This window comes from Larkinella arboricola (assembly GCF_003259745.1).
In the GTDB taxonomy this organism is placed as follows: domain Bacteria; phylum Bacteroidota; class Bacteroidia; order Cytophagales; family Spirosomataceae; genus Larkinella; species Larkinella arboricola.
In genome coordinates, this window is record NZ_QLMC01000001.1 from 910,945 (window position 1) to 935,436 (window position 24,492).

Below are 24,492 nucleotides of genomic sequence, written 5' to 3' on the forward strand. Positions count from 1 at the left end.
CCATGCTGCGCCTAACTCTCCTTCAAACCGAACTTTACTGGGAAAATCCAACGGCCAATCGCGCGATGCTGGAAGAGAAAATCTTCGCCTTGCCCGAACCGACCGATCTGATTGTCCTGCCGGAAATGTTTACAACGGGGTTTACGATGAACGCCCGTTCGCTGGCCGAACCCATGAACCTGACCACGTTCCGCTGGCTCAGACAGATGGCGGCCCAAACCGGTGCCGTGGTAACGGGTAGCTACATTGTGCAGGAAAATAGCCAGTTTTACAACCGGCTGATCTGGATGCAGCCCGATGGCATGTTCGATGTCTACGACAAACGGCATTTGTTCCGGATGGCGGGAGAGGAGCTTACGTACACGGGCGGCTCGAAGCGGCTCATAAAATCCTGGAAAGGCTGGAATATCTGCCCGCTTATCTGCTACGACCTGCGTTTTCCGGTCTGGAGCCGAAATGTCGGCCTGGAGTATGATCTTCTTCTTTACGTCGCCAACTGGCCCGCGCCCCGCAGTCTGGCCTGGAATGCGCTGCTACAGGCCCGCGCCATTGAGAATCTGTCGTACGTGGCCGGTGTCAACCGGGTGGGTGTAGACGGCAACGGCCATCCCTACGCGGGCGATTCATCCCTGATTGATCCAAAAGGGGAGGTGCTGTTCCGGCAGAGCCAGACCGAAACGGTTTACCAGACCACCTTATCCCTGGACGAATTACGCACTTACCGTGAACGGTTTCCCGCCAACCGCGACGCCGATGAATTTCAATTAATTGGCTGAAAAACGGTTGTTTTCATTCTTTTTTCCTGCCGCTGGTATAAAAAATTAAATTATACGCACTTATCGTTGGATAGTTAGTAATTTTGCAGTTGGGTTAAAGAACCCGGTTCTTGAATTAATCTCATTATACTCTCATGTCTGCATCGGTAGAAACTGCCAGTTTATTGGCAGACCGCATTATCGCGCTGGAGGAATCATCGACACTGGCGATGACCAAGAAAGCCCGCGAACTGGCCGCTCAGGGCCATAAAGTAATCAGTCTCAGCGTCGGCGAGCCTGATTTCAAGACGCCGAAACACATTTGCGAAGCCGCCAAGCAAGCTATTGACGAAGGATACCACGGCTATTCGCCCGTAGCGGGTTATGCCGATCTGCGGAAAGCCATTGCAGATAAGTTTAAACGGGAGAACAACATCGACTGGAAGCCGGAAAACATCGTGGTTTCGACGGGTGCCAAACACTCGCTGGCAAACGTCATTCAGGTGCTGGTTAACCCCGGCGATGAAGTGGTCATTCTGGCACCGTACTGGGTGAGCTATTCCGAAATGGTGAAACTGGCCGAAGGAAAATCCGTTGTTCTCGATGGTGCGTTTGAAAATAATTTCAAAGTAACGGCGGAGCAATTGGAAGCCGCCATTACCGACCGCACCAAAATTGTGATGTACGCGTCGCCGAACAACCCGACGGGCTCAGTGTATAGCGAAGCCGAACTGCGGGCGATTGCCGACGTGATTGCCCGGCACGAAAACGTGTTTGTGCTGGCCGACGAAATCTACGAACACATCAACTTTACGCCCAACGGCCACTTCAGCATCGGTTCCATTCCGGAAATCAAAGATCGCGTGATTACCGTTAACGGGGTTGCCAAAGGATTTGCCATGACCGGCTGGCGGATTGGATACATCGGTGCCGCCAAATGGATTGCCGACGGTGTTGAGAAATTGCAGGGTCAGGTAACATCTGGTACTAACTCCATTGCACAGCGGGCCACGATTGCCGCCCTGAACGGTCCCACCGAACCCACTAAGGAAATGGCACAGGCGTACGAGCGTCGCCGGGATTTAGTGGTGAAGCTATTGAAAGAAATCCCCGGTTTCAAGGTGAATGTTCCGGAAGGGGCTTTCTACGCATTTCCGGATATTAGCTATTATTATGGCAAATCGGACGGCGAAACGACGATCAACAACTCCGACGATTTCGCGCTCTGGCTGCTCAACAAAGCGTATGTGGCCACAGTAGCCGGTTCGGGCTTTGGGGCTCCCTACGGGTTGCGGATTTCGACGGCGGCATCGGATGAGTCGCTGACCGAAGCCGTTCAGCGGATCAAAGAGGCCGTGGCTACGTTAAAGTAATAGCAGAAGAAAGACGTTGGACAAGAGAAACGGGATAAAAGCGTTATTAAGTAGTTTACTCTTTTGTCTCCTGTCTAACCGCTTTCCTCTCATCAAATCATAATTTACACTTTTTATGTCTACAGAAACATCAACGTACGTTCCTTACAAAGTTAAAGACATCGCGCTGGCCGACTGGGGCCGCAAAGAAATCCGGTTGGCCGAAGCCGAAATGCCGGGTCTGATGGCACTTCGCAAAGAGTTCGGACCGTCGAAACCGCTGGCGGGTTCCCGCATCGCGGGTTGTCTGCACATGACGATTCAGACCGCCGTTCTGATTGAAACGCTGGTGGAACTGGGTGCGGAAGTAACCTGGTCGTCGTGCAACATCTTCTCAACGCAGGACCATGCCGCAGCCGCCATCGCAGCCGCCGGTATTTCGGTATACGCGTGGAAGGGTATGAACGAAGAAGAATTTAACTGGTGTATCGAACAGACGTTGTTTTTCGGGGAAGATCGCAAACCGTTGAACATGATTCTGGACGACGGTGGCGACCTGACCAACATGGTTTTTGATGTGTATCCGGAACTGATTTCGGGCATCAAAGGCTTGTCGGAAGAAACTACAACGGGTGTTCACCGGTTGTACGAGCGCATGAAAAATGGCACGCTGCACCTGCCCGCCATCAACGTGAACGACTCGGTGACCAAATCGAAATTTGATAACAAATACGGTTGCCGCGAGTCGCTGGTGGATGCTATCCGTCGCGGAACCGACCTGATGCTGGCCGGTAAAGTAGCTGTGGTAGCGGGTTACGGTGACGTAGGCAAAGGCTCGGCGGAATCACTGCGGGGCGCGGGTTGCCGCGTACTGGTGACGGAAATCGACCCGATCTGTGCCCTACAGGCTGCGATGGACGGTTATGAAGTCGTAACGATGGACGAAGCCGCTACGCGCGCCAACATTTTCGTAACGGCCACGGGGAACATCAACATCGTGAAAGACCGTCACTTCAAGGCCATGAAGGACAAAGCCGTGGTGTGTAACATCGGTCACTTTGACAACGAAATCGATATGGCGTGGCTGAATAAAAACTACGGTTCGACCAAAAGCCAGATTAAACCGCAGGTGGATCTGTACGAAATCGACGGCAAGGAAATCATCGTTCTGGCCGAAGGCCGTCTGGTGAACCTGGGTGTGGCGATGGGTCACCCGTCGTTCGTGATGTCGTGCTCGTTCTCGAACCAGACGCTGGCGCAACTGGAGCTGTGGAACCACTCGGACAAATACGAGAACAAGGTGTATATTCTGCCGAAACACCTGGACGAGAAAGTAGCCGCTCTGCACCTCGATCACGTTGGTGCGAAACTGGAAAAACTGGAACAGGAGCAGGCCGAATACATCGGCGTAACCGTCGAAGGACCGTTCAAATCCGAACTGTACCGGTATTGATCAGTTAAGAGTTAAGCATGAAGAGTGGTGAGTTGCTGCCGCGTGTTAACTCTTCATTCTTAACTCATCATTCATAATTCTCAGAGCGTGGTTTCGGAAACGGGGCCGCGCTCTTATTGTTTCTCGTAGAAATACGATTTCTGTTCGGTTAAATCGTCGTAGGTAAACATCGTCCGGTGGCGGTTTTTCCGGGCATACTGAACCAGTACGTAATTGCCCGGTACTTGTCAATCCAGCACGGTTTGACCAGGTGAAACCGCTCCGATTCCTGCAATTCGGAACTATTCGGTTTGGTCATAAAAAGGAAAAGCCGCGTGGGTCTGCCAGCTTTAAAGATACAACGTAATCTCACTTTTCAGCGATTGTCCGAACGGCCGGTGCTGGTTGGCGGGGGATAATTGCTTATTATTGTATAGATTTTGGACGTGCATTCATGAAACAGTGGTTGGTGGCCGTTACGGCATTTTTCTCTTCGCTTTCCTTATTGGCCCAAGAGCCGCAGCAATCTCCCGAACCCGAACGTTATACCCGCCAGGACTCCCTGCGTGGTTCGCTTCGTCCCGAACGGACGTGTTACAATGTCGGGTTTTACGAACTGAATTTAACCATTGATCCGGCTACCAAGTCAATTGCGGGAAGCAACACCATCCATTACCGGGTGCGTGAGCCGTTCAAACGTATGCAGATTGATCTGTTCGAGAACCTGACCATCGAGTCCATCACACAGGGGGGGGAACCGCTGCGGTACGTTCGCGAAGGAAACGCCGTTTTTGTGACGATGAAGGAGCGGCAGGAGCAGGGCAGTGTCGAAAGAATCAAGGTGTCGTACCACGGCAAGCCCCGCGAAGCCGTCAATCCGCCCTGGGAAGGCGGTTTTTCCTGGAAGAAAGACAGCACCGGCAAGGATTGGGTGGGCGTGTCGTGCGAGGGACTCGGCGCGAGTTCGTGGTGGCCCTGCAAAGATCACCTGTCCGACGAACCCGATTCGATGCGGATGACGTTCCGGGTACCGCGCGGCCTGAAAGCCATCTCGAACGGACGGCTTTTGAGACAGCAGGAGGTCGGCACGAACCAGATCGAATTTACCTGGGAGGTTTCGTACCGCATCAATACCTACAATGTTACCGTCAACCTGGGCGATTTTGTCATGATCCGTGACCAATACCGCAGCCGGGATTATCAATACCTCACGCTGAATTATTACGTCCTGCGCTACAATGGCGAAAAAGCCGTCAAGCACTTTGAGCAGGTGATCGGGATGCTGGATTGCTACGAATGGTATTTCGGGCACTTTCCGTTCTGGCGCGATGGATTCAACGTCGTGGAAACACCGTATCTGGGCATGGAACACCAGAGCGCCATTGGATACGGCAATAACTACAAGAATAACTCCTTTGGCTTCGACCCGATTCTGATTCACGAAAGTGCGCACGAATATTTTGGCAACAGCCTGACCTGTACCGATCCGGCTGAAATGTGGATTCACGAGGCTTTTGCAACCTACATGGAATCCATCTACGTAGAGAATACGGACGGTTATCCGTCGATGATCCGGTATCTGATGTCGCAAAAACCGCTGATCAAAAACAAGTATCCGATGATTGGCCCCCGGGGCGTCAACTACCAGCACAAGGATACGGATATTTATTACAAAGGAGCGTGGCTGCTGCATACCCTGCGCTGCGTGGTGGACGACGACAACATCTGGTTTATGGCCCTGCGTAAAGTGGCGCTGGAACGGAAACATTCGCCCGTAACCACCAAGCAGATTATCGACATTCTGTGCCGGGAAACCAACATGGACCTGCGGCTGATTTTCAACCAGTTTCTGAATTATGCCGCCCCGCCCGTTCTTGAATACCGGGTTACCGAAAAAGGCGACTACATCGAACTGCAACACCGCTGGATTGCCGAAACTTACGGCTTTAATATGCCCCTGAAATACCGGTTTGCCTACGGCCCGTGGCATACCTTGTACCCAACGCGGGAATGGCAGACGACGCTCATCCGCCGGTCGAACGGGTGGCTGAATTTTGCGTATGAATTGCAATACTTTGGCACCAAACACATGGATCTTAGCAACTTAAAACCACAGGAATAAGGTCGTCATGCGCTTTCCTAAAACACTTTTAATCCCGGTTCTGACGCTGCTCATCACGGCTTGTCAGACGGGCTATCACCTGACCAATCAGGCGTATAGCCGCGTTCAGGTGGATTCGCTGGCGGCTCCGGCTGACAGCGGTATGGCCCGGTTCCTGCAACCGTACAGCCAGCAACTCGGCCAAACCATGAACGAAGTGCTGGTGGAATCGGCGGTGCCGCTCAATAAAGCCAGACCCGAGTCGGCCCTGAACAACCTGCTGGCCGACGCCATGTTGCAGTACGGGCAGCAGAAGCTGGGCCAACCCGTTGACTGTTCGCACCTGAACTACGGCGGTATCCGGACCAACCTGCCCCAGGGGCCCATCCGGATCGGTAATATTTACGAAGTCATGCCGTTCGACAACCAGCTTACCCTGCTGACACTGAAAGGCTCCATGCTGCGCGAATTTTTCGAGTATTTTATCGGGAATCAGGCCGAAGAAAACGCGCTGATCGTGGGGGGCGTTCGGGTTACGATCAAGAACAATCTCCTGACTTCCATCGAATTTACAAACGGAAAAACGTTTGATCCCAATCAGAACTACACGGTTCTGGTGAGCGATTACATTGCCAACCGGGGCGGTGGAACGGCTTTTCTGAAGGATGCCGTACGGCGGCAGGACTTTCCCATCACGATCCGGGATGTTTTCATTGATTATTTTCGGCAACTCGGCAAGTCCGGCAAACCCATAAATCCCACGACCGATGGACGCATCACAATCCAGTAGACGCCAGTTTCTGAAAGTATTCGGCACAGCCGCCGTGGTCGGCAGTCTGGCGCCGGAGGTGTGGGCCAAACCGAAAACAACGAGCCTGACCATCCTGCATACCAACGACGTGCACAGTCGGCTCGAACCGTTTCCGATGGATGGCAGCCGCAACGCCGGGCGGGGCGGGATTGTACGCCGGGCCACGCTGATCGAGCAGATCCGGAACGAACAGCCGAACGTGCTGCTGTTCGATGCGGGCGATATTTTTCAGGGAACGCCGTATTTCAACGTGTACAAGGGCGAACCCGAAATTCTGGCCATGAACCGGATGGGTTACGACGGCGGAACCATTGGCAATCACGATTTTGACGGTGGGATGGATAATATGGTGACGCAATTTGGCAAAGCCGCGTTCCCGTTTCTGATTGCCAATTACGATTTCAAAAATACCGCCATGAATGGCCGGACGGAGCCGTACCGGGTTTTTAAAAAAGACGGCTTGCGGATCGGTGTTTTTGGGCTGGGTATTCAGCCGGAAGGATTGATTACGAAAGAGTTGTACCGGGAGACCCGCTATCTGGACCCCATCGAAGTGGGCAACGAGGTGGCAGCCACCCTGCGGAACGATAAAAAATGCGATTACGTGATTTGCCTGTCACACCTGGGTTATCAATACAACGACAAAACCGTCTCGGACCGCGTGTTTGCTTCCCGAAGCCGGAACATTGATTTGATTATTGGGGGGCATACACACACGTTTCTGGACGCACCCGTCAACGTGCTCAATCAGGACGGTTTGCCGGTTTTGATCAATCAGGTCGGGTTTGCCGGGATCTACCTGGGGCGTATCGATCTGATGTTTGAACGGGGTAAAGCGAAGATGGCTACTGAGGGGAAAGCCGTTGACGTGAAATCCTGACCCGAAACGAACGTTTAGGTTCGTCGTTTGAAACCTTACTGAATCGATTCGAGTTATCCAGACAAAGTATTTAACTCGAAAAAACATGAACCCAAATATTCCACGTACGGATCGAAAGCGTGTAGTGATTGTGGGGGCAGGGTTCGGAGGCTTGCGGCTGGCCCGCAAACTCTCAAGCCGGAAAGAGTTTCAGGTCGTTCTGATCAATAAAAATAACTTCCACGAATTTCAGCCGCTCTATTACCAGGTGGCCACTTCCGGGCTGGAAGCCAGTTCCATTCTTTTTCCACTTCGAGCGGTTTTTCAGGACTGCAAAAACGTTCACATCCGGGTTACTACCGTTACGATGGTACATCCCGACACCAAAACCATCGATACCGACCTCGGACCGATTGAATACGACTATCTGGTGGTAGGCATCGGGGCGGATACGAATTTCTTTGGCCAGAAGAACATCATCGAGCGGGCGCTGCCCATGAAGTCGGTTTCGGAGGCCATTACGCTTCGGAATCGGATGTTGCAGAGTTTCGAGGATGCACTCTCCGTTGATAGCCTGGACGAAAAAGAAGGTTTTTTGAACGTGGTCGTAGTGGGAGGGGGGCCTACGGGTGTCGAACTATGCGGAACGTTTGCCGAAATGCGGAAAACCGTTCTGCCGAGCGATTATCCCGAACTGGATTTCCGGATGATGAAAATTTATCTGATCGAATCCGGAGCCGAGTTGCTGGGGCCGATGTCGCAGGAATCGCAGGTCAAATCCCTGAAATACCTCGAAAAACTCGGCGTTATCGTCAGGCTAAAGACGCGGGTGCAGGATTTCGACGGACGGTATGTGTACATGAACGATGGAACCACCATCCGGACCAACAATCTAGTCTGGGCGGCTGGCGTTCGGGCCAATGCCCTCAACGGGTTGCCAGCGGAAGCCCTGGGCCGGGGCGGACGGCTTATGGTCAACCGGTTTAGTCAGGTGCAGGGCTTTACGGACATTTTCGCCATTGGTGACATTGCGCTGATGACGGAAGAGAAATACCCGGACGGCCACCCGCAGATTGCCCAACCGGCCATCCAGCAGGGCAAGCATCTGGCCGAAAACCTGATCCGAACGGTGAAAGGCGAGCCGATGAAGGAGTTCCGGTACAAAGACCTCGGCACAATGGCCACCATCGGGCGCGGAAAAGCCGTGGTCGATCTGCCGTTCTGGAGTTTTCAGGGCGTTTTTGCCTGGATGGTGTGGCTGTTTGTTCACCTGATGGCCATTGTAGGAGTGAAAAACCGGCTCCTGATTTTAATCAACTGGGGTTGGAATTACCTGAGCGACGACCAGTCGTTGCGGTTGATCATTAAGCCCAAACTGCCAAAAGGCAATATGGAAGCAATCAGGCAGAAGGTCGAAGATCAGTTGGTGACTAAATAGATATTAGTCAACAAATTTGACTATCTCTTGAATTGGAGTATAAATTTGCGCTTAATATACACACCCATCGCCACCGTGTTCCCTAACGTCCGGTGGATTTTAACTGTTTATGATTATGGAACAAACAATAACCAAAAACAAAGTCAGACCGAAAAATAGTGGCACTAAACCGTTGTTCGAGAACCCCATTCTGGAACGCCTGTCACGCACCCACATTTCTGTTCCGATTACCATTTACCTGATCACTTCTACATTTTTTTGCTGGTATGCGTTTGAATATACCGACATGTCGGCGGCCTGGATTGGCTTCCTGTTTTTCGCAGGAATAACGGTCTTCACGCTGGTTGAGTACGCCGTTCACCGGGGCGTTTTCCATATGGAAACCGATACGCCAGCCAAGGCCAAGATTCAGTACACCTTTCACGGGATTCACCACGAGTACCCGAAAGATAAAACCCGGCTGGCGATGCCCCCGGCTGCGGCTATTTTTGTCGGTGCAGCGTTATTTGCTGTCATGTTTTTGCTGCTGGGCGAAGCCTCTTATGCGTTTTTTCCCGGCTTTCTGGTCGGTTATTCAGGCTATTTGTTCGTGCATTTTATCGTCCATGCCTACGCACCGCCTAAGAACTTTTTCAAGTGGCTCTGGATTAACCACTCGGTTCACCACTACAAAGACCACGACAAAAATTACGGTGTTTCGTCGCCGGTTTGGGATTACGTGTTTGGAACCTATATGAAATAAGCGGTTGCCTGGGCGATAGCGTATAAAAAACGACGGGCAAGCTGTAGGTAAAGATCTGGGTCACCGGATGGGTCAACTCTCCAAAGCAGGGCTGAATCATCCGGTGACCCAATTTATTTTTCTCAGTAGTACTATTTTAAAATAAGTCCCATTTACTCATAAGATTTATGATATTTGTAATTTAGATAAAAAATCAGCGTTTTATTCCGGCTATGTACAAAAGCGGCAGTCCTCATTCTCCGGAAATTGAAGAAGACCTTCGATTGTTAAATGCCATAGCGAATGACGACCGAAAAGCGCTCAGTAAACTCTATGACCGGTATTGGAACCAGCTTCTACGGGTCGCGTATCAGAAAGTCAGATCCCACGAAGTTGCGGAGGAATTGGTTCAGAACCTGTTTATCAAACTCTGGGAAGGCCGGAAACGATTCCAGATTCAGCGGGTCGATTTGTATTTATTTGCCGCTCTCAAATTTGCTATAATCGATTACATCCGCCATTTAACCCGGCAGGAAGAGTTTACGTTCTATTACGAATCCTTTGTTTCGGAAGCCACGACAGATACCGAAGATCAACTGGCGCATCATGATCTCATTAATGCGGTTCAGCTCCTTCTGGCCCAGCTTCCGGTGAAGACCCAGGAAGTATTCCGGCTGTGTCGGTTCGAAGACCTGTCTACCGAAGAAGCGGCCTACCGGCTTCAGCTTACCGAAAAAACGGTCGAGTATCATCTCACCAAAGCCCTTAAGGTACTCCGTGAACATCTGCACGAATATGCCTATCTAATGCCTTATTTTATCCTTCTCTTCTCCTGATTCATTCAGCGCTCCTCCTTTCCCGAAGTACTTCCCGCCAAAAAATACAAATAGGATTATTTGAACAAATTTCCCTTTATTCTTCCCATAACCTATAATCTTATCAGGGACTTCGAAAAACGTTTAGGCTGCTGCAAGGCTTTTTTCGTCTTTACCAGTAGAAGCATTCAAAGGTATTGACAACCGCTTATGCGCCCGGAAGAATTTCAAGAGTTACTGCATAAATACCGGGAGGGGCGGTGTACTCCGGAGGAGGTCCGTCAGCTTGATCTATGGTATAAAAAATTAAGTACGCAAAAGGAGTGGACTTTGACAGAAGCCGAAGAAGCGCAGGTTAAAGCCCGGCTCTGGAATCGGATTGACGAAAAAACGACGCCAGCAACAACGCGACCGCTCAACCCCTGGAAGAGTTACCGTCGGTATATGGCGCTGGCGGCATCCGTTGTGCTTGTCAGTGTGGGCTACTGGGTATGGCTACGCAGCAGCACCTCCCAGCGGCAGCCGGAAAGCCGTTTTGAAGCCGCCGGAGCGTATAAGAAGGTCAATACAACGACTCATATCGAGAGCCTGACACTGGCAGATGGCAGTGTGGTTAACCTGTACCCCCAGAGCAGCATTGCTTACTCCCGGATGGAGAATTCCAAAAAGCGGGAAGTCTGGCTAACCGGCAGCGCCTTTTTCAACGTCCATAAAGATTCGCAATGGCCATTTTTTGTCTATAGCGGGTCGGTGGTTACGCAGGTGTTGGGAACCAGTTTCTGGGTCAAAGCCCCCGAAGGGTCCAAAGCGATTGAGGTGGCCGTACGGACGGGACGCGTATCCGTTTTTGAACAGAATGCCGCGATCCGGCGAAAAAACGATCAGCAGGCGGCTAATCAGAGTACAGGCGTCGTTTTAACGCCCAATCAGAAAGCAACTTTCTTTTCCACGAATAACCATTGGGTAACGGGCCTGGTCACCCGTCCCGAGCTGGTTGGAACGACACCGGCGGTTACTAATCAGCGCTTTACGTATGAAGAAGCGACCCTGGACGAGGTTCTGGCTGAACTGGGCAAGGCGTACGGCATCGAAATGGTTATTGGCAACGATGGGCTACATACCTGTACGTTCACCGGAGATCTCAGTAAACAACCTTTATACACCAAGCTGGATCTGATCTGCCAGTCGATCAATGCGCAATACGAAGTTCGGGGCACCCGCATTCTGATCAACGGTTCAGGATGCACGCCCTAAATTCAACGGATCTTAACTGTTTTACCCTAACCGCCCAAACCCAATACCGTATGCTGTAATCAGCCCTATTGTAAAAACAAAAAGCCGACAGTGCGCCAACACTACCGGCTTACGAACGTCCCTGTTGCAAACCTGACATTCGTCTGTCCAGATGAATCCGGGGTTTGTTTTGTCGAATCTTTTCCACGAATCCTAACAAAACAATCCAAATGTATGAAAATTTTACGAGAGTTCGGTTTGATCTTAGTAACCGTCATGAAAATCTCGCTGCCCAATTTTTGCCTGATTCTCCTGTTTACCAGTGCGTCGTACGCATTTGAGGTCGAGGCTCAGGATATCCTCAATCGGAGCATTTCTATTAAGGCCGACAACACTCCACTCAAAACCGTTCTGAACAAACTCGAGCACCTGGCCGATGTCAAATTCGTCTATAGCCCGAATACGATCCGTTCGAACCGGAAAGTGACTATTGACATGACGAGCCGGAAGTTGTCGGAGATACTGCATACGCTGCTTTCCCCGCTGAATCTGACTTATAAAGTGATTGGCGGTCAAATCCTGCTTAGCTCACCACAGCTTGGAGATCCCCCCGTGCCGGCAGCCGAAATGGATAATACCCCCTCGCTGAAAGCCGAACGGCAGGACCGAAGCCTCTCCGGACGGGTAACCGATGAAAAAGGAGAAGCACTGCCGGGTGTAAGCATCGTCATCAAAGGCACCCAGAAAGGAACGGTTACGGATGCCGACGGGCGGTATCAAATCGCCGTCCCGGAAGGAGATGTAACCCTGATTTTCAGCTTTGTGGGCTATACCGCCCAGGAAATGGCGGTCGGCAGTGAGAGTGTCCTGGATGTCAAGTTAAATGCCGATGTCAAGGCTTTGTCGGAAGTGGTGGTGGTAGGTTATGGCTCGGTTTCTAAAAAAGATGTGACCGGCGCGGTATCCACCATTGAAGGCGACGACATCAGAAACATGCCGGTGCGCACGGCAACCGACGTATTGCAGGGCAAAGCCGCCGGTATTCAGGTTACGCAGAGCAGTGGTAGCCCCGGTTCGATGGGCGTCGTCCGGATTCGCGGTATTGGTTCCATCAACGGCGAAAACCAGCCCTTATACATCGTGGATGGGCTGCCGCAAAGTGGAATCGGCTGGCTGAACCCCAACGATATTCAGTCGATGGATATCCACAAAGACGCGTCGGCTGCGGCCATCTATGGTTCACGGGCCTCCAACGGGGTGGTTATTATTACCACCAAAAGAGGCAGTAAAAAAGAAGCAGCCAGTGTTTCGTATGACGCCTATTACGGGGTGCAATCGCCCTGGAAAAGACCGAATATGCTGAACGCGGAAGAGTTTATTACCTATAAAAACCGGGCGGCCACGGCGGCCGGGGCTGCTTTACCCGCCAACTTTTCCACGCCCCAGAACATTGAGGCCGTGCTGCGTTTTGTCAATGCCAATACCGGTCCGAACGGTACCGACTGGTGGAAGCAGATCACCCACTACAACGCTCCCATTCAAAGCCATAACCTGACCGTAACGGGCGGAACCCAGAACCTCGACTTTGCTACTTCACTGGGGTATATGGATCAGCAGGGGATCGTAAGAGGCTCGGATTATGACCGGATTTCGTGGCGCAACAACCTCAATGCCCAGATCAGCAATCGAATCAAACTAGGCACCAATTTCGCCCTGGTTTACGAAAGCCGCCGGAACATCGACGAAAACAATCCGTATACCGGTACGATTTTCAGCGCCATGACCGCCGATCCGATTACGCCGGTTTACCGCAACAATCTGACCGAAGTGCCTTCTTTTCTGGGAACGATCATGAGCGGGTATCAGGCCAACAACCCGTTCTCGCAATACGCCGGAATTCTGTACTCCAACAAGCCTAACCCGGTTGCGCAGATTGAGCGGATGCGCCAAAGCATCTGGGAGGGAATTAGTTTAAAAGGAGGGGCCAACCTGGAAGTGAAAATCGTGGAACCGCTGAAGTTTCGCAGCAATTTTGGCGTTGATATCCAACGGAGCATTTCCAAAGGTTTTTCACCCCAATACGACCTCAACGCGTATGATCGGAGTGTGCTGAACAGCGTGAGCAATTATTCGTGGTGGACCAACTACTTCGTCTGGGAGAACGTTCTGACCTTCGATCAGATGTGGGATAAACACCACGTAACGGCGCTGGCGGGTACGTCGGCCGAGCTGACCAAGGGGCTTGAATACGGCGCATCGAAGCAGGGAATCGTCAATAACGAGGAGGATATGCGGATTATCAATGCGGCCACTATCAACCCCGGCGCGTCGGGTTACCAGGCCTCCAACTCCCTGAATTCGTATTTCGGTCGGGTTAGCTACGGGTATGACGGGAAATACATCCTGACCGCCAACATCCGCCGGGATGGCACCTCGCGTTTTGCCCAGGAATATCGGTGGGGAACATTCCCTTCCGTATCGGCAGCCTGGAATTTTACGCGGGAGGATTTTGTCCAGAATGCCACGTCACAATGGCTTTCCAACGGTAAGTTGCGGGTTAGCTACGGCAGCATCGGAAACCAGAATGTAGGCGGAGGAGCTTACCTGTCTACCTATGGCAATACCAACCGTTATTTATTCGGTGATAATTCTACGCCTTATCTGGGTGCCGGACGTATCTCCATCGGCAATCCGCTGTTGCAATGGGAAACCTCTACTCAAACCGACGTTGGTCTTGATATGACCTTATTTGCCGGAAAGCTGGACTTTACGGTTGATTATTTCCATAAGGGAATTGACAACATGCTCCTGATTGTGCCGTTACCCACGACCCTGGGCTTCCCGAACTTCCCGTGGTCCAATGCGGGCAAAATGATCAACAAAGGGTGGGAGTTTGCCGTAGGTCATGAGAATAAAATCGGCGATTTCCAGTTCAATGCCCGCGCTACGCTTTCTACCGTCCGCAATAAAGTAGCTACGTTGGGCGGTGGCGAACCGATCTATTCAACGGCCCACTTAGGGGAAACGATCACTAAAACCGAAGAAGAAATGTCGGTAGGGTATTACTTCGGGTGGATGACCGACGGAATCTTCCAAACCCAGGAGGAAGTGAATAACAGCCCTCAGAAAGGTCTTTCGACGCCGGGCGACCTGCGGTTCAAGGACATCAATGGCGATGGACTCCTGAATGCCAATGACCGCGTAAAGATTGGAAACCCCTGGCCGGACTTTATCTACGGGTTAACGCTAAATGCTTCTTATAAAGGATTCGATCTGAGTGCCTTCTTTCAGGGTTCGCAGGGCAATGACGTAATGAACATCCTGCGGTATGATACGGAAGCCGGTACGGGTTGGTATAATGCTCCGAAAGAATTTCTGGAGAAAGCCTGGAATGGCCCCGGAAGTACCAACAAATACTACAAAATCTCGCAAAACGCCGGTCTGAACACCAACGTGTCCGACTATTTCGTAGAAGATGGCTCGTACATGCGATTGAAGAACCTGCAACTGGGGTACAATCTGCCGAATGGGGTTCTACAGAGCCTGAAAATCAAGCAGGCCCGCTTTTACATTGGCTCACAAAACCTGTTTACGATTACGAAGTATTCGGGACTCGACCCCGAAATGGGCTCTACCGATCCTAAACTGATGGGCATTGATCAGGGCTATTTCCCCCAGGCCCGCACGTTTATGTTTGGTATCAATGCGCGGTTCTAACTTCTTAAAAAGCAGAGAAACATGAAAAAGACATTATGGATCATACTCGTTACTTTTTTGTCCATTATCGGGACATCCTGCTCTGAAAAGTATCTGGATCGTCCTCCGCTGGGTAACCAAACGGACGAAAACTTTTATAAATCACCCGATGCCGGTTTTAAAATGCTGGTGACCTGTTACCGCGGCTTTTACGACTTCTGGGGGTATCAGGCCGCCCGCGCCGAACTGGGTAACATGGCCACCGACGATAGCGATAAAGGCGGTTCGGATGCCGGAGACCGGCCTTTCGTCACGGATCTGGGTTTTGGCCGGACGTTGTCTTCCAATGAAACGCTTCAGGGATACTGGGCTGCCTGCTACCGGGCCATTGGCGAATGCAATGTAGCCCTGGAACGCTTACCCGATGCGCCGTTGATCGATGCCAGCGGAAACCCGTTGGCCGAATCGGTCAGGAAGCGTTATCTGGCCGAGATTAAGTTTCTGCGGGCGTTCTTTTATCTGGACCTGGTACGGGTTTATGGCGATGTGCCGCTGATTACCAGAACCTTAACCGTTGATGACCGCTCTAAGCTGGTTCGGGAAAACAAACAGAACGTCTTCAAATTTATTGAACAGGAATTTACGGCGGCTGCCAACGAACCCAATCTGCCTTCCCGAAACGCGCTCCCCGCGGCTGAACTCGGACGGGTTACGCAGGAAGCGGCCTGGTCTATGCTGGCCCGTACCTATCTGTTTTTTGCCAAAGACGATAAGAGCCTGTTTGCCAAAGCCCGGGATGCCGCCAAAAAAGTAATTGATTCCAAGGCTTTTGAACTCCATCCGCAGTTTCAGGAGATTTTTCTGGAACACGGCTACAAAACCAAAGAAGCCGTCTTCTCCATCATTATGGGCGACAATCCGGCGGCCTTCATTTACGGCAGTACCATCCCGGTGTATTGTTCACCACGGGGCGCTACCGGCGGTTGGGGCTTCGATTGCCCGACTCAGGATCTGGTCAGTGAATTCGAGCCGGGGGACCCGCGACTGCTGTTTTCCGTTCTGAAAGAAGGAGATGTTTTTCCAAAAGCGTCGTCGCAGCGCGAAGTGCTCGACTTTTCCACCTATCCCAATACGGGGTATCACAATCGGAAAGTCTATCTGCCCGAATCCCGTCGGGGCCAGGGCTGGGGTGATGATGCCTGGACCTACCATCCCATCCGTTATGCCGATGTATTGCTGATGTACGCAGAGGCCCTGCTGGAAAGCGGTGGCGATAAACAGGAAGTAGCCAATTACATCAATATGGTCAGACGGCGGGCCAGCAGTTCTTCGAGAAAGGATGTAGAAGCCCTGTCGCGGGCGATCACCATTGCGGCAATTCCGCTTCCCGACGTCAAGGCTTCTGATAACCTGCAAACGGCCGTCCGGCACGAGCGCCGGGTCGAACTGGCGCTGGAATACCACCGGCTGTACGATCTGATGCGCTGGGGCAAACTGGTAGAAACCATGAATACATATTCCAGGAAGCCCAATTCGAATGGGAAGGGTGCGAACTTTAAAGCCGGAATTAATGAAATATTTCCGATTCCGCAGGTAGAAATAGACCGTTCTGCGGGTTCAATTATTCAGAATCCCGGCTACTAACCAAACAGCCGGGGTTCTGCCCCAACCTTAATAATTCTGTATGAAATTCCTCAACTGGTTCATATTGATTGCTATCACGGTCGTTTGCACGTCCGAACGCCCGCATCCGTTTCGTTTCCGGGAGCAGGCCAGCGCGCAGAATGCGCCTGACAGCAGCCGCTTCTCCCACATGATGCTGGTGCAGGGGCTCGACGAGCCGACCGAAATGGCTATTCTGCCCAACAACAACGTCCTGATCGTTGAACGGAAGGGTGGAGTCCGGCTCTATGATGCCCAGTCGAAAGAGCTTAAGACCATCGCCCACTTCAATGTCTTCAGCGGCATTGAAGATGGGTTGCTGGGCGTGGCCCTCGACCCGGACTTTAAAAACAACAATTGGGCCTACTTCTATTATGCGGTCGGTGGTGAGAAATGGGTCAACCACCTGGCACGGTATGAGTTGCGGGGTGATCAGTTGATTCAGTCCTCGAAAAAGGTCTTGCTGGAAGTGCCTACCCAACGGAAGTACTGCTGCCACTCGGCGGGTTATCTCACCTTCGACTCCGACGGTTTGCTATATCTGTCTATTGGCGACAACACCAATGCGGAAGAAATCGAAGGACATAATCCGACCGACGAACGACCGGGCCGGGAACTGTCCGACGACCAGGCTTCGACGGCCAACAGCAACGATCTGCGCGGTAAAATTCTGCGGATCAAGCCGGAGCCAGACGGTACCTATTCCATTCCCGACGGGAATCTATTTCCAAAAGATGGCTCGAAAGGCCGTCCGGAGATTTATGTGATGGGTTGCCGCAATCCCTTCCGGGTGTCTGTTGACCCAAAAACGAAGTACGTTTACTGGGGCGATGTAGGACCGGATACGCAGGTTCCGGCGGAAGAGGGATTTCTCAGCTACGATGAAATCAATCAGGCCCGTAAGCCGGGTTTCTTCGGATACCCGTATTTTCTGGGCAACAACGAGGCTTTCCCCAAATACGATTTTGCGACCAAAAAGGAAGGTCCCCCGCAGGACCCCCGGCATCCGGTCAATAACTCCCCCCACAACACGGGCATCCGGGAGCTTCCCCCGGCCCAGCCCGCCATGATCTGGTACGGCAAACAGGCGTCCAGACGTTTCCCGCTGGTGGGCAAAGGAGGAGCCAGTGCGATGGCGGGCCCGGTCTATTACCGCGATCAGTTCGCCGGGGCCAAATACCGTCTGCCGGAATACTACAATGGCAAGCTTTTTATCTACGACTGGATTCGTCGGTGGATTATGGCCGTTACGCTGGATGAAAACGGCAACTACCAAAGCATGGAGCCTTTCCTGAGCCATCTGAAACTCGTGGCTCCGATGGATATACAGTTCAATCGGGATGGGGCTATGTATATTCTGGCTTACGGAACCAACTGGTTTGCCAAAAATACCGATGCCGGTTTAATCCGGGTGGAATATACCGAAGGCAACCGAAACCCCATCGCCGATATCCGGGTCGATAAACGGTACGGCGCCACTCCCCTGAAAGTCCGGCTGTCGGCTGCGGATTCGAGAGATCACGATCCGGGCGACAAACTCAGTTATGCCTGGCAGATCAGTGCACGAAACCAGCCTTCTGCGCGCCAGTCCGGGCCGGAATTGGTCCATACGTTTACCAAACCGGGTGTGTACAACGTTGCCTTAACCGTCTCCGATCAGCATGGCGGGCAGGGAAGCACTACGGTTCAGGTGAAAGTGGGGAACACCCCGCCGGTGGTGCAAATAAACACGACGGCCAACCGCAGTTTTTATTGGGATAATCAGCAATTGGATTATCGAATTACCATCAAAGATCCGGAGGATGGTAAAATTGACCCCGCCCGAACCTCTGTTTCTTTTAATTACCTGCCCTACGGAAACGATCTGGCCGGTGCTTTATCGGGCGGAAGTGCGGCCGGGATGCAGCACATTCGGGGTGAGAAGCTGTTTTCGGGCTCGGATTGCAAAGCCTGTCATGCCCTCGATAAAACGTCGATAGGTCCAAGCCTGAAGGCGATTGCGGCCCGATACGGAAATAAAACCGGGGTTGTGGATCAGTTGGCCGGGAAAATCATCAAAGGGGGTAGTGGAAACTGGGGGAGTTATCAGATGACGGCTCATCCCGATCTGCCGCTGAATGAAGCCCAGGAGATGGTTCGTTATATTCTGGCTTTAAATGAACAGCAGGCTCGGTTGCCGATGCAGGGTGCGCTGAAATTGACCGAACATGTAGGCAAAGGGCCGGAAGGGGCTTATGTACTCGTAGCGAGTTATAAAGATAAAGGAGCCAATGGGATTGAGTCTTTATCGACCAGCGAACATATCGTCCTGCGGAATCCGCTGCTTCAGACGGAAGACAATGACGGGAGCAATGTGGGGGTCGTTATTGCCACGGCCAATACGGGTTTTGTTTCCTACGTCCGGGGCATAACCAATGGAAAATTCCTGAAATTTAACCACATCGACCTGACGCAGGTGACGCAGATGACGTACCGGGTTCAGGCGCAGCCGGCTGGTGGGCGGATCGAACTCCGTCTGGACAGCCCGCAGGGACCAATCGTCAGTACGGCAACGGTTCCGGGCCAGTCGGTGAAGGACCCCAAAACGGACTGGAACAACGTAACGGCAACGGTTCAGCCAACCACCGGCTTTCATGATCTGTACTTTGTATTTACCAATGCCGATGCGGGCCACCGGGAGCTGTTTTTTATTGATTGGCTGTCTTTCGGGCGTAACGCTTCAAGGCAATAATTCACTTTTGATTAGCAGACAGAATGAAAGCATTTTATAATCGCCGGCACTTCATCCGAACAACGGCAGCGGCTGGGGCCGGATTGGGGCTGGCTCAGGGCCTGTCGGCCTTCGTCAGTCGGGATACGTCGGTAGCCGAGGGGCGCCGGGTTGGGATTATCGGATTGGATACCTCGCATAGTCAGGTATTCAGCGAGATGTTAAACGACCCGAAAGCCGGTCCCGAATTGGGCGGCTACCGGGTGGTGGCGGCCTATGCGCAGGGCAGTAAAGACATCCCCTCTGCGCTTAAGATGAAACCGGATATTACCGAAGCGGTCAAAAAGCTGGGGGTAGAAATCGTGAACTCCATTGATGAACTGCTGACCAAGGTGGATGTGGTTCTGCTGGAAACAAACGATGGACGTCCTCACCTTGAGCAGGCTTTGCCCGTATTCAAGGCGGGCAAACGGGTGTTTATTGATAAGCCGATTGCCGCTTCCCTGGCCGATGCCAAAGCCATTTTTAAGGCGGCAACTCAATACAAAGTACCGGTTTTTACGTCGTCTGCCCTACGGTTTGACCAGAACGTGCAACAGGTCGTGGCCGGAAAAATTGGCCCTGTAACCGGTGCCGATGTGTATACGCCCGCCGAGCTGGAAGAACACCATATGGATTTAGCCTGGTACGGTATTCACGGCGTAGAAATGCTGTTTACCGTGATGGGTACCGGTTGTAAAAGCGTGACCCGAACCCATACCGACGGGGTTGATCTGGTGGTGGGCGTCTGGAACGATGGCCGCGTGGGCACCGTCAGGGGAATCCGCAAAGGAGCGGCCAACATTGCCGGAACGGCTTTCGGGGAGAAAGGAATTGCCCCGCTGGGTCCTTTTCAGACCTACAAACCGCTGGTCGAGCAAATCGTACGTTTCTTTCAGACCGGAACGCCCCCTGTAAGTCCGGCAGAAACGCTGGAAATCTTCGCCTTTATCGATGCCGCCGATGTGAGCCGACGGAAAAACGGAGCCAGCGTAAACCTATAGGAAGCCCGCTGCCATTTGATCCGTCACCGTGTTTTCTGATACTTTTTGGGTAGCTTTGTACGAAGGTGGTCTTGGGACCACCTTCAACGTTTGGATTGATCCCTTTCCACCACGACCCGTAGTGCAACCATCGTTCAGGAACCATGCTCTCCGACTTCGGCATCATTCTTCTGTTTATTATCACCGGCCTGGCATTTGTTGGGCTAATTTTGTTTGTGGGGGGGCTGCTCCGCCCGAACCGCCCGAATATTGAAAAACTAACCACCTACGAGTCGGGGGAAGAACCCGTTGGTAATGCCAATGTGCAGTTCAACGTCCGGTTTTACGTGGTTGCTATTATCTTCGTTTTATTTGATGTTGAGCTGGTTTTTCTGTTTCCGTGGGCAACGGTTTTTGGTCAAAAAACGTTGATTGAAGAGACGGGTGGTTTGTGGGGCTGGCTGGCACTTTCGGAAATGCTGGTCTTTGTGGCGCTTCTGGCCCTGGGACTGGCGTATGCCTGGGTAAAAGGTTTTCTGGATTGGGTAAAACCCGAGCCGAAAGTGCCGGAAATAAAAACCAGCGTACCGGCCTCCCTGTACGAAAAAGTAAATCAGAAATATAAATAGCGCCTTTTGGGCCGAAAGATAAAAGATGAGTGGTCTGCTCGATCAAAAATTTAAATCTGGTGAGGGTGGGGTTTTGCTGACCACGGCCGAAGACCTGCTGAACTGGGCGCGGCTGTCGTCGCTGTGGCCGATGGGCTTCGGTTTGGCTTGCTGTGCGATTGAAATGATGCAAACCTTTGCGTCGGGATATGATCTGGAGCGGTTCGGGATTTTTCCGCGCCCTTCGCCCCGGCAGTCGGATGTGATGATTGTTTCCGGAACGGTAACGTTTAAGATGGCCGACCGCATCAGGCGGCTTTACGAACAAATGCCCGAACCCCGGTATGTCATTTCAATGGGGTCGTGCTCCAACTGCGGAGGACCGTACTGGCAGCACGGGTATCATGTGGTTAAGGGCGTTGACCGGATTATTCCCGTCGATGTGTACGTGCCGGGTTGCCCCCCGCGTCCGGAAGCCCTGATTGGCGGATTTCTGAAATTGCAGGAAAAAATCAGAAACGCCCGGCTGACGGAAGATCCCGCGCCCACGGCTTTACTGGCAATGGAAGCGGAAGAAGCTGTAAAAGTTTAAGCAGTCCTCCAACCCATGATACAACAAAAGGGTCCTAAAAAGTAAAAGAAAACTGCTATGAAAACGACCCTGATCATTTTGTCGACGGTGTTCTGCCTGGCTATGTGCCGGGAGAGCGATGATCCGACCGGTCCGGAACTCCGGAACGACGTAATGGTATATGAAAACGGCCTGGCCTACGACGGGTGTGAAACCCATGTGGCGCTGAACTGGAACGATCCGAACAAAATAGTTCGCTATGCCCCGGATGCGGAGTCGGTTGCGCTGCTCGAAAACTTTCTGGGCAAAGAACCCCAGAAACAGGGCGATATTATTTACAAATTTACGGATCGGAAGAAAACCGTTCAGTGCGGCTGGGGATCTAAATTTGAAGCCGACGAGATAACGATTGTCTCGATTCGCTAACTTACGAAATGACTTTTTCTGAAATCACCGATCTGCTGATGGCCCAGTTTGGCCCCGACGTTATTCAGCAGGCCAATACCACCAATCCGCAACCGTTTCTCGTCGTTCAGAAAACCGCAATAGCCAGTCTTTGCCAATTTCTGCGCGACGACGAACGGTTGTTTTTTGATTTTCTGGCCTGTATGACCGGCATCGACAATGGTCTGCAAGCCAGTACGATGGAGGTGGTTTATAACCTGACTTCCATACCGTACGAACACAATCTGACGCTGAAAGTCGTAATGCCGCGCAATGCTGACGGTGAACCGTTGCCCGAAATACCGACCGTTAGCCACATCTGGCGGACGGCCGACTGGCACGAGCGGGAAATTTACGATTTAGTCGGGATCCGGTTTGAAGGACACCCGGATTTGCGCCGGATTCTGTTGCCCACCGACTGGCAGGGGCACCCGTTACGGAAAGATTACCAGGATCTGGAAACGTACCACGGTATCAAGGTGAAATAGCCCGCGCAATCGGTATCATTTGGTAGTATGCAGTAGGCAGTTTAACTTGTCTTCCTTTCTGAATAGACCTGAGATTTTGCCTCCATGCTAACGCTTCGACATATTCTGTTTCTGGTTTCCACCCTGCTGCTGACCTTGTTTTTGGGCGCATCGTCGGTGGTCTGCGCGCAGCCCAAAGCTGATTCCGTAACGGTAAAGGGACGAATTAAAAATCTGACGATTCAGCTGTATCGCCAGAGTCCGAACGTTACCGTTTCGCGCAACAACATTTTGCAGGCCAGCCGCGAAATGGCCCGACCGGCCCCGCTCGAACCTGATGGTTCGTTTCAGGTGACGCTGCCGCTGGTGTATCCCTACGAAGAATTATATTTCAATTTCGGACAGATTTCAACGGTTTTTCTGGCTTCGGCCGGAACCGTCGAGATTGCGCTGGATGCGGATTCCCTGTTTTTGTCGGAAGCGCCTTTCCGGTTTAGCGGCACCAACGCGCAGGTTAACAATCAACTGACGCGCTACAAGGCATTTGAGTTTAAGAACCGGCCTAAAATTGATAACCGTCAGCTCTCGCGACGGCTGGCCGGGCGGTCGGCAGAGGACAGCCGGAAACTTCTGACCAATGAGTTTATCGCTACGTACGAAAAATTTCGCCAGACGAACGAGGTTCTGCCGTTGCTGGATCAGTACATCAATTCGGCGATCCGGTACGAAGTAGCGGCTTTTCTGTACGACAAGGCACTGGCTGAGCAGAATAGCCGTCTGGAAACGGATGTGCCCGTTAGTAGCCTGCGCCCCGCCGATGACCGGTTTCTGACGATTCAGCGGACGACGGCGCTGGAGCGTTTTGCTGAATATGCGGGCTCCCGCATCACCGACTTATCGCTCGCGGGTTCGGGACGGAGTATTCCCATCAGCACCTTTGCCCGTCTGGTAGACCGTTATGTGACGGACCTGTCGGAAACCGAGCGCACCCGGATTGAGGAACTGAAGACCGCCAAATCGGGGCAGAACCGGGACATTACGATGCTGCAACGGATTATGCAGCGAAACGACGAGAAGTTGTCCAAACTGCTGACTTACGAAACGACGATGGCCCAGTACCGGAAATTAGTGGACACGACGGGTCTGGATTACATGAAAGCGCACTTCCTGGCCATGAACCTGCCCACCATCGAGTTGAAAAATCAGGAATTGCTCTATCGACATATTACGCCACAGGTGGGCGATCCGCACTACCGGCTTTCGCTGGAGGAGTTGTATCGGATGGAAGTAAAGGATAGCGCGACGGTACGGGAAGTGGCCGGAAAATTCACCGACACACAGATTGATGAACCGGTCGAGGTACTGTCGGGTGTCACGCTCCTGCGGTCGAGCCGGTACGGGAAAGATTTCATTGACCAATTGCAAAAACAGGCCCAGGGCCGCTTGATTTACATACTGGCCTGGTCGACGGATGTCGATCCCTCACGGCAGGAAGTGCTGGCGTCCCGTGCCCTTCAGGAACAGCTCCCCGGCCGCGACATCCTGTTTGCCTATGTATGCAGCAACGAAACGTCTCTGAATCATTGGCGGGAGTGGGTGGCAAAAAACAAGCCGAAGGGGCTGCACGTCTATGTCGATCAGGACCAGTTAGGCAATCTGCTGGGCTCACTTCGGGCCGAGTACATTCCGGCGGCTGGATTGCTCAGTCGCGACGGAAAATTCATCAAGCGGGATGCACCGCTACCCTCTAAATCCGACGACGTTCTAAAGCTCATTCGGGAAAAGATATAAGGTT

General features: G+C 52.3%; 20 protein-coding genes. 19 read left to right on the forward strand and 1 reads right to left on the reverse strand.

Features of this window, described 5'->3' with window-relative positions; genetic code table 11:
- Positions 1 to 5 precede the first annotated feature (5 nt).
- The 3 genes from LX87_RS03790 (at position 6) to ahcY (ending at position 3,560) form a co-directional block, all read left to right on the forward strand.
- A complete protein-coding gene (locus LX87_RS03790; RefSeq protein WP_111627471.1) occupies positions 6 to 776 on the forward strand; it encodes an amidohydrolase in 771 nt (256 codons plus the stop codon).
- A 134-nt stretch (positions 777 to 910) separates the two neighbouring features.
- Positions 911 to 2,128: a pyridoxal phosphate-dependent aminotransferase gene (locus LX87_RS03795; protein WP_111626823.1), complete on the forward strand. Its 1,218-nt coding sequence runs from the start codon at positions 911 to 913 to the stop codon at positions 2,126 to 2,128.
- Positions 2,129 to 2,243: 115 nt separating this feature from the next.
- Positions 2,244 to 3,560: an adenosylhomocysteinase gene (ahcY, locus tag LX87_RS03800; protein ID WP_111626824.1), complete on the forward strand. Its 1,317-nt coding sequence runs from the start codon at positions 2,244 to 2,246 to the stop codon at positions 3,558 to 3,560.
- Between the two features lie 148 nt (positions 3,561 to 3,708).
- On the opposite strand, the gene LX87_RS28715 is transcribed toward ahcY, so the two are convergent.
- Positions 3,709 to 3,858, reverse strand: a complete 150-nt coding sequence (locus tag LX87_RS28715) for a hypothetical protein (RefSeq protein ID WP_170139298.1) — start codon at positions 3,856 to 3,858, stop codon at positions 3,709 to 3,711.
- 135 nt (positions 3,859 to 3,993) lie between these two features.
- Here LX87_RS28715 and LX87_RS03805 point away from each other — a divergent pair, with 135 nt between their 5' ends.
- The 16 genes from LX87_RS03805 to LX87_RS03880 all read left to right on the forward strand — a co-directional run bounded on the left by LX87_RS03805 (position 3,994) and on the right by LX87_RS03880 (position 24,488).
- Positions 3,994 to 5,661 carry a M1 family metallopeptidase gene (locus tag LX87_RS03805; RefSeq protein ID WP_111626825.1) on the forward strand — a complete coding sequence of 556 codons (1,668 nt, stop codon included), beginning with the start codon at positions 3,994 to 3,996 and terminating at the stop codon, positions 5,659 to 5,661.
- A gap of 7 nt (positions 5,662 to 5,668) precedes the next feature.
- Complete coding sequence (locus LX87_RS03810) at positions 5,669 to 6,430, forward strand: 5'-nucleotidase C-terminal domain-containing protein (RefSeq protein ID WP_111626826.1); 762 nt, start codon at positions 5,669 to 5,671, stop codon at positions 6,428 to 6,430.
- Positions 6,408 to 7,331, forward strand: coding sequence for a bifunctional metallophosphatase/5'-nucleotidase (locus tag LX87_RS03815; RefSeq protein ID WP_111626827.1), 924 nt, complete (start codon positions 6,408 to 6,410; stop codon positions 7,329 to 7,331). The genes LX87_RS03810 and LX87_RS03815 overlap by 23 nt, the downstream gene beginning before the upstream one ends.
- 85 nt (positions 7,332 to 7,416) lie before the next feature.
- Positions 7,417 to 8,748 carry an NAD(P)/FAD-dependent oxidoreductase gene (locus tag LX87_RS03820; RefSeq protein ID WP_111626828.1) on the forward strand — a complete coding sequence of 444 codons (1,332 nt, stop codon included), beginning with the start codon at positions 7,417 to 7,419 and terminating at the stop codon, positions 8,746 to 8,748.
- A gap of 115 nt (positions 8,749 to 8,863) precedes the next feature.
- Positions 8,864 to 9,490: a sterol desaturase family protein gene (locus LX87_RS03825; protein ID WP_111627472.1), complete on the forward strand. Its 627-nt coding sequence runs from the start codon at positions 8,864 to 8,866 to the stop codon at positions 9,488 to 9,490.
- A 212-nt stretch (positions 9,491 to 9,702) separates the two neighbouring features.
- Positions 9,703 to 10,305, forward strand: coding sequence for an RNA polymerase sigma factor (locus LX87_RS03830; RefSeq protein WP_111626829.1), 603 nt, complete (start codon positions 9,703 to 9,705; stop codon positions 10,303 to 10,305).
- Positions 10,306 to 10,494: 189 nt separating this feature from the next.
- On the forward strand, positions 10,495 to 11,538 hold the full coding sequence (locus LX87_RS03835; protein ID WP_111626830.1) for a FecR family protein: 1,044 nt from the start codon (positions 10,495 to 10,497) through the stop codon (positions 11,536 to 11,538).
- A 213-nt stretch (positions 11,539 to 11,751) separates the two neighbouring features.
- Positions 11,752 to 15,234 (forward strand): SusC/RagA family TonB-linked outer membrane protein, encoded by a 3,483-nt coding sequence (locus LX87_RS03840; RefSeq protein WP_111626831.1) that lies wholly within the window; start codon positions 11,752 to 11,754, stop codon positions 15,232 to 15,234.
- 21 nt (positions 15,235 to 15,255) lie between these two features.
- Positions 15,256 to 16,857 (forward strand): RagB/SusD family nutrient uptake outer membrane protein, encoded by a 1,602-nt coding sequence (locus tag LX87_RS03845; RefSeq protein ID WP_111626832.1) that lies wholly within the window; start codon positions 15,256 to 15,258, stop codon positions 16,855 to 16,857.
- Positions 16,858 to 16,897: 40 nt separating this feature from the next.
- The gene (locus LX87_RS03850; protein WP_111626833.1) at positions 16,898 to 19,606 is read left to right on the forward strand and encodes a PQQ-dependent sugar dehydrogenase; all 2,709 of its coding nucleotides are present in this window, start codon (positions 16,898 to 16,900) and stop codon (positions 19,604 to 19,606) included.
- A gap of 23 nt (positions 19,607 to 19,629) precedes the next feature.
- Positions 19,630 to 20,628 carry a Gfo/Idh/MocA family protein gene (locus LX87_RS03855; RefSeq protein ID WP_111626834.1) on the forward strand — a complete coding sequence of 333 codons (999 nt, stop codon included), beginning with the start codon at positions 19,630 to 19,632 and terminating at the stop codon, positions 20,626 to 20,628.
- A gap of 143 nt (positions 20,629 to 20,771) precedes the next feature.
- The gene (locus tag LX87_RS03860; RefSeq protein WP_111626835.1) at positions 20,772 to 21,236 is read left to right on the forward strand and encodes an NADH-quinone oxidoreductase subunit A; all 465 of its coding nucleotides are present in this window, start codon (positions 20,772 to 20,774) and stop codon (positions 21,234 to 21,236) included.
- Positions 21,237 to 21,261: 25 nt separating this feature from the next.
- A complete protein-coding gene (nuoB, locus tag LX87_RS03865) occupies positions 21,262 to 21,807 on the forward strand; it encodes an NADH-quinone oxidoreductase subunit NuoB (protein WP_111626836.1) in 546 nt (181 codons plus the stop codon).
- A gap of 57 nt (positions 21,808 to 21,864) precedes the next feature.
- Positions 21,865 to 22,212, forward strand: a complete 348-nt coding sequence (locus LX87_RS03870) for a hypothetical protein (RefSeq protein WP_111626837.1) — start codon at positions 21,865 to 21,867, stop codon at positions 22,210 to 22,212.
- An 8-nt stretch (positions 22,213 to 22,220) separates the two neighbouring features.
- The gene (locus LX87_RS03875) at positions 22,221 to 22,718 is read left to right on the forward strand and encodes an NADH-quinone oxidoreductase subunit C (protein WP_111626838.1); all 498 of its coding nucleotides are present in this window, start codon (positions 22,221 to 22,223) and stop codon (positions 22,716 to 22,718) included.
- 84 nt (positions 22,719 to 22,802) lie between these two features.
- Complete coding sequence (locus LX87_RS03880; protein ID WP_111626839.1) at positions 22,803 to 24,488, forward strand: TlpA family protein disulfide reductase; 1,686 nt, start codon at positions 22,803 to 22,805, stop codon at positions 24,486 to 24,488.
- Positions 24,489 to 24,492 lie beyond the last annotated feature (4 nt).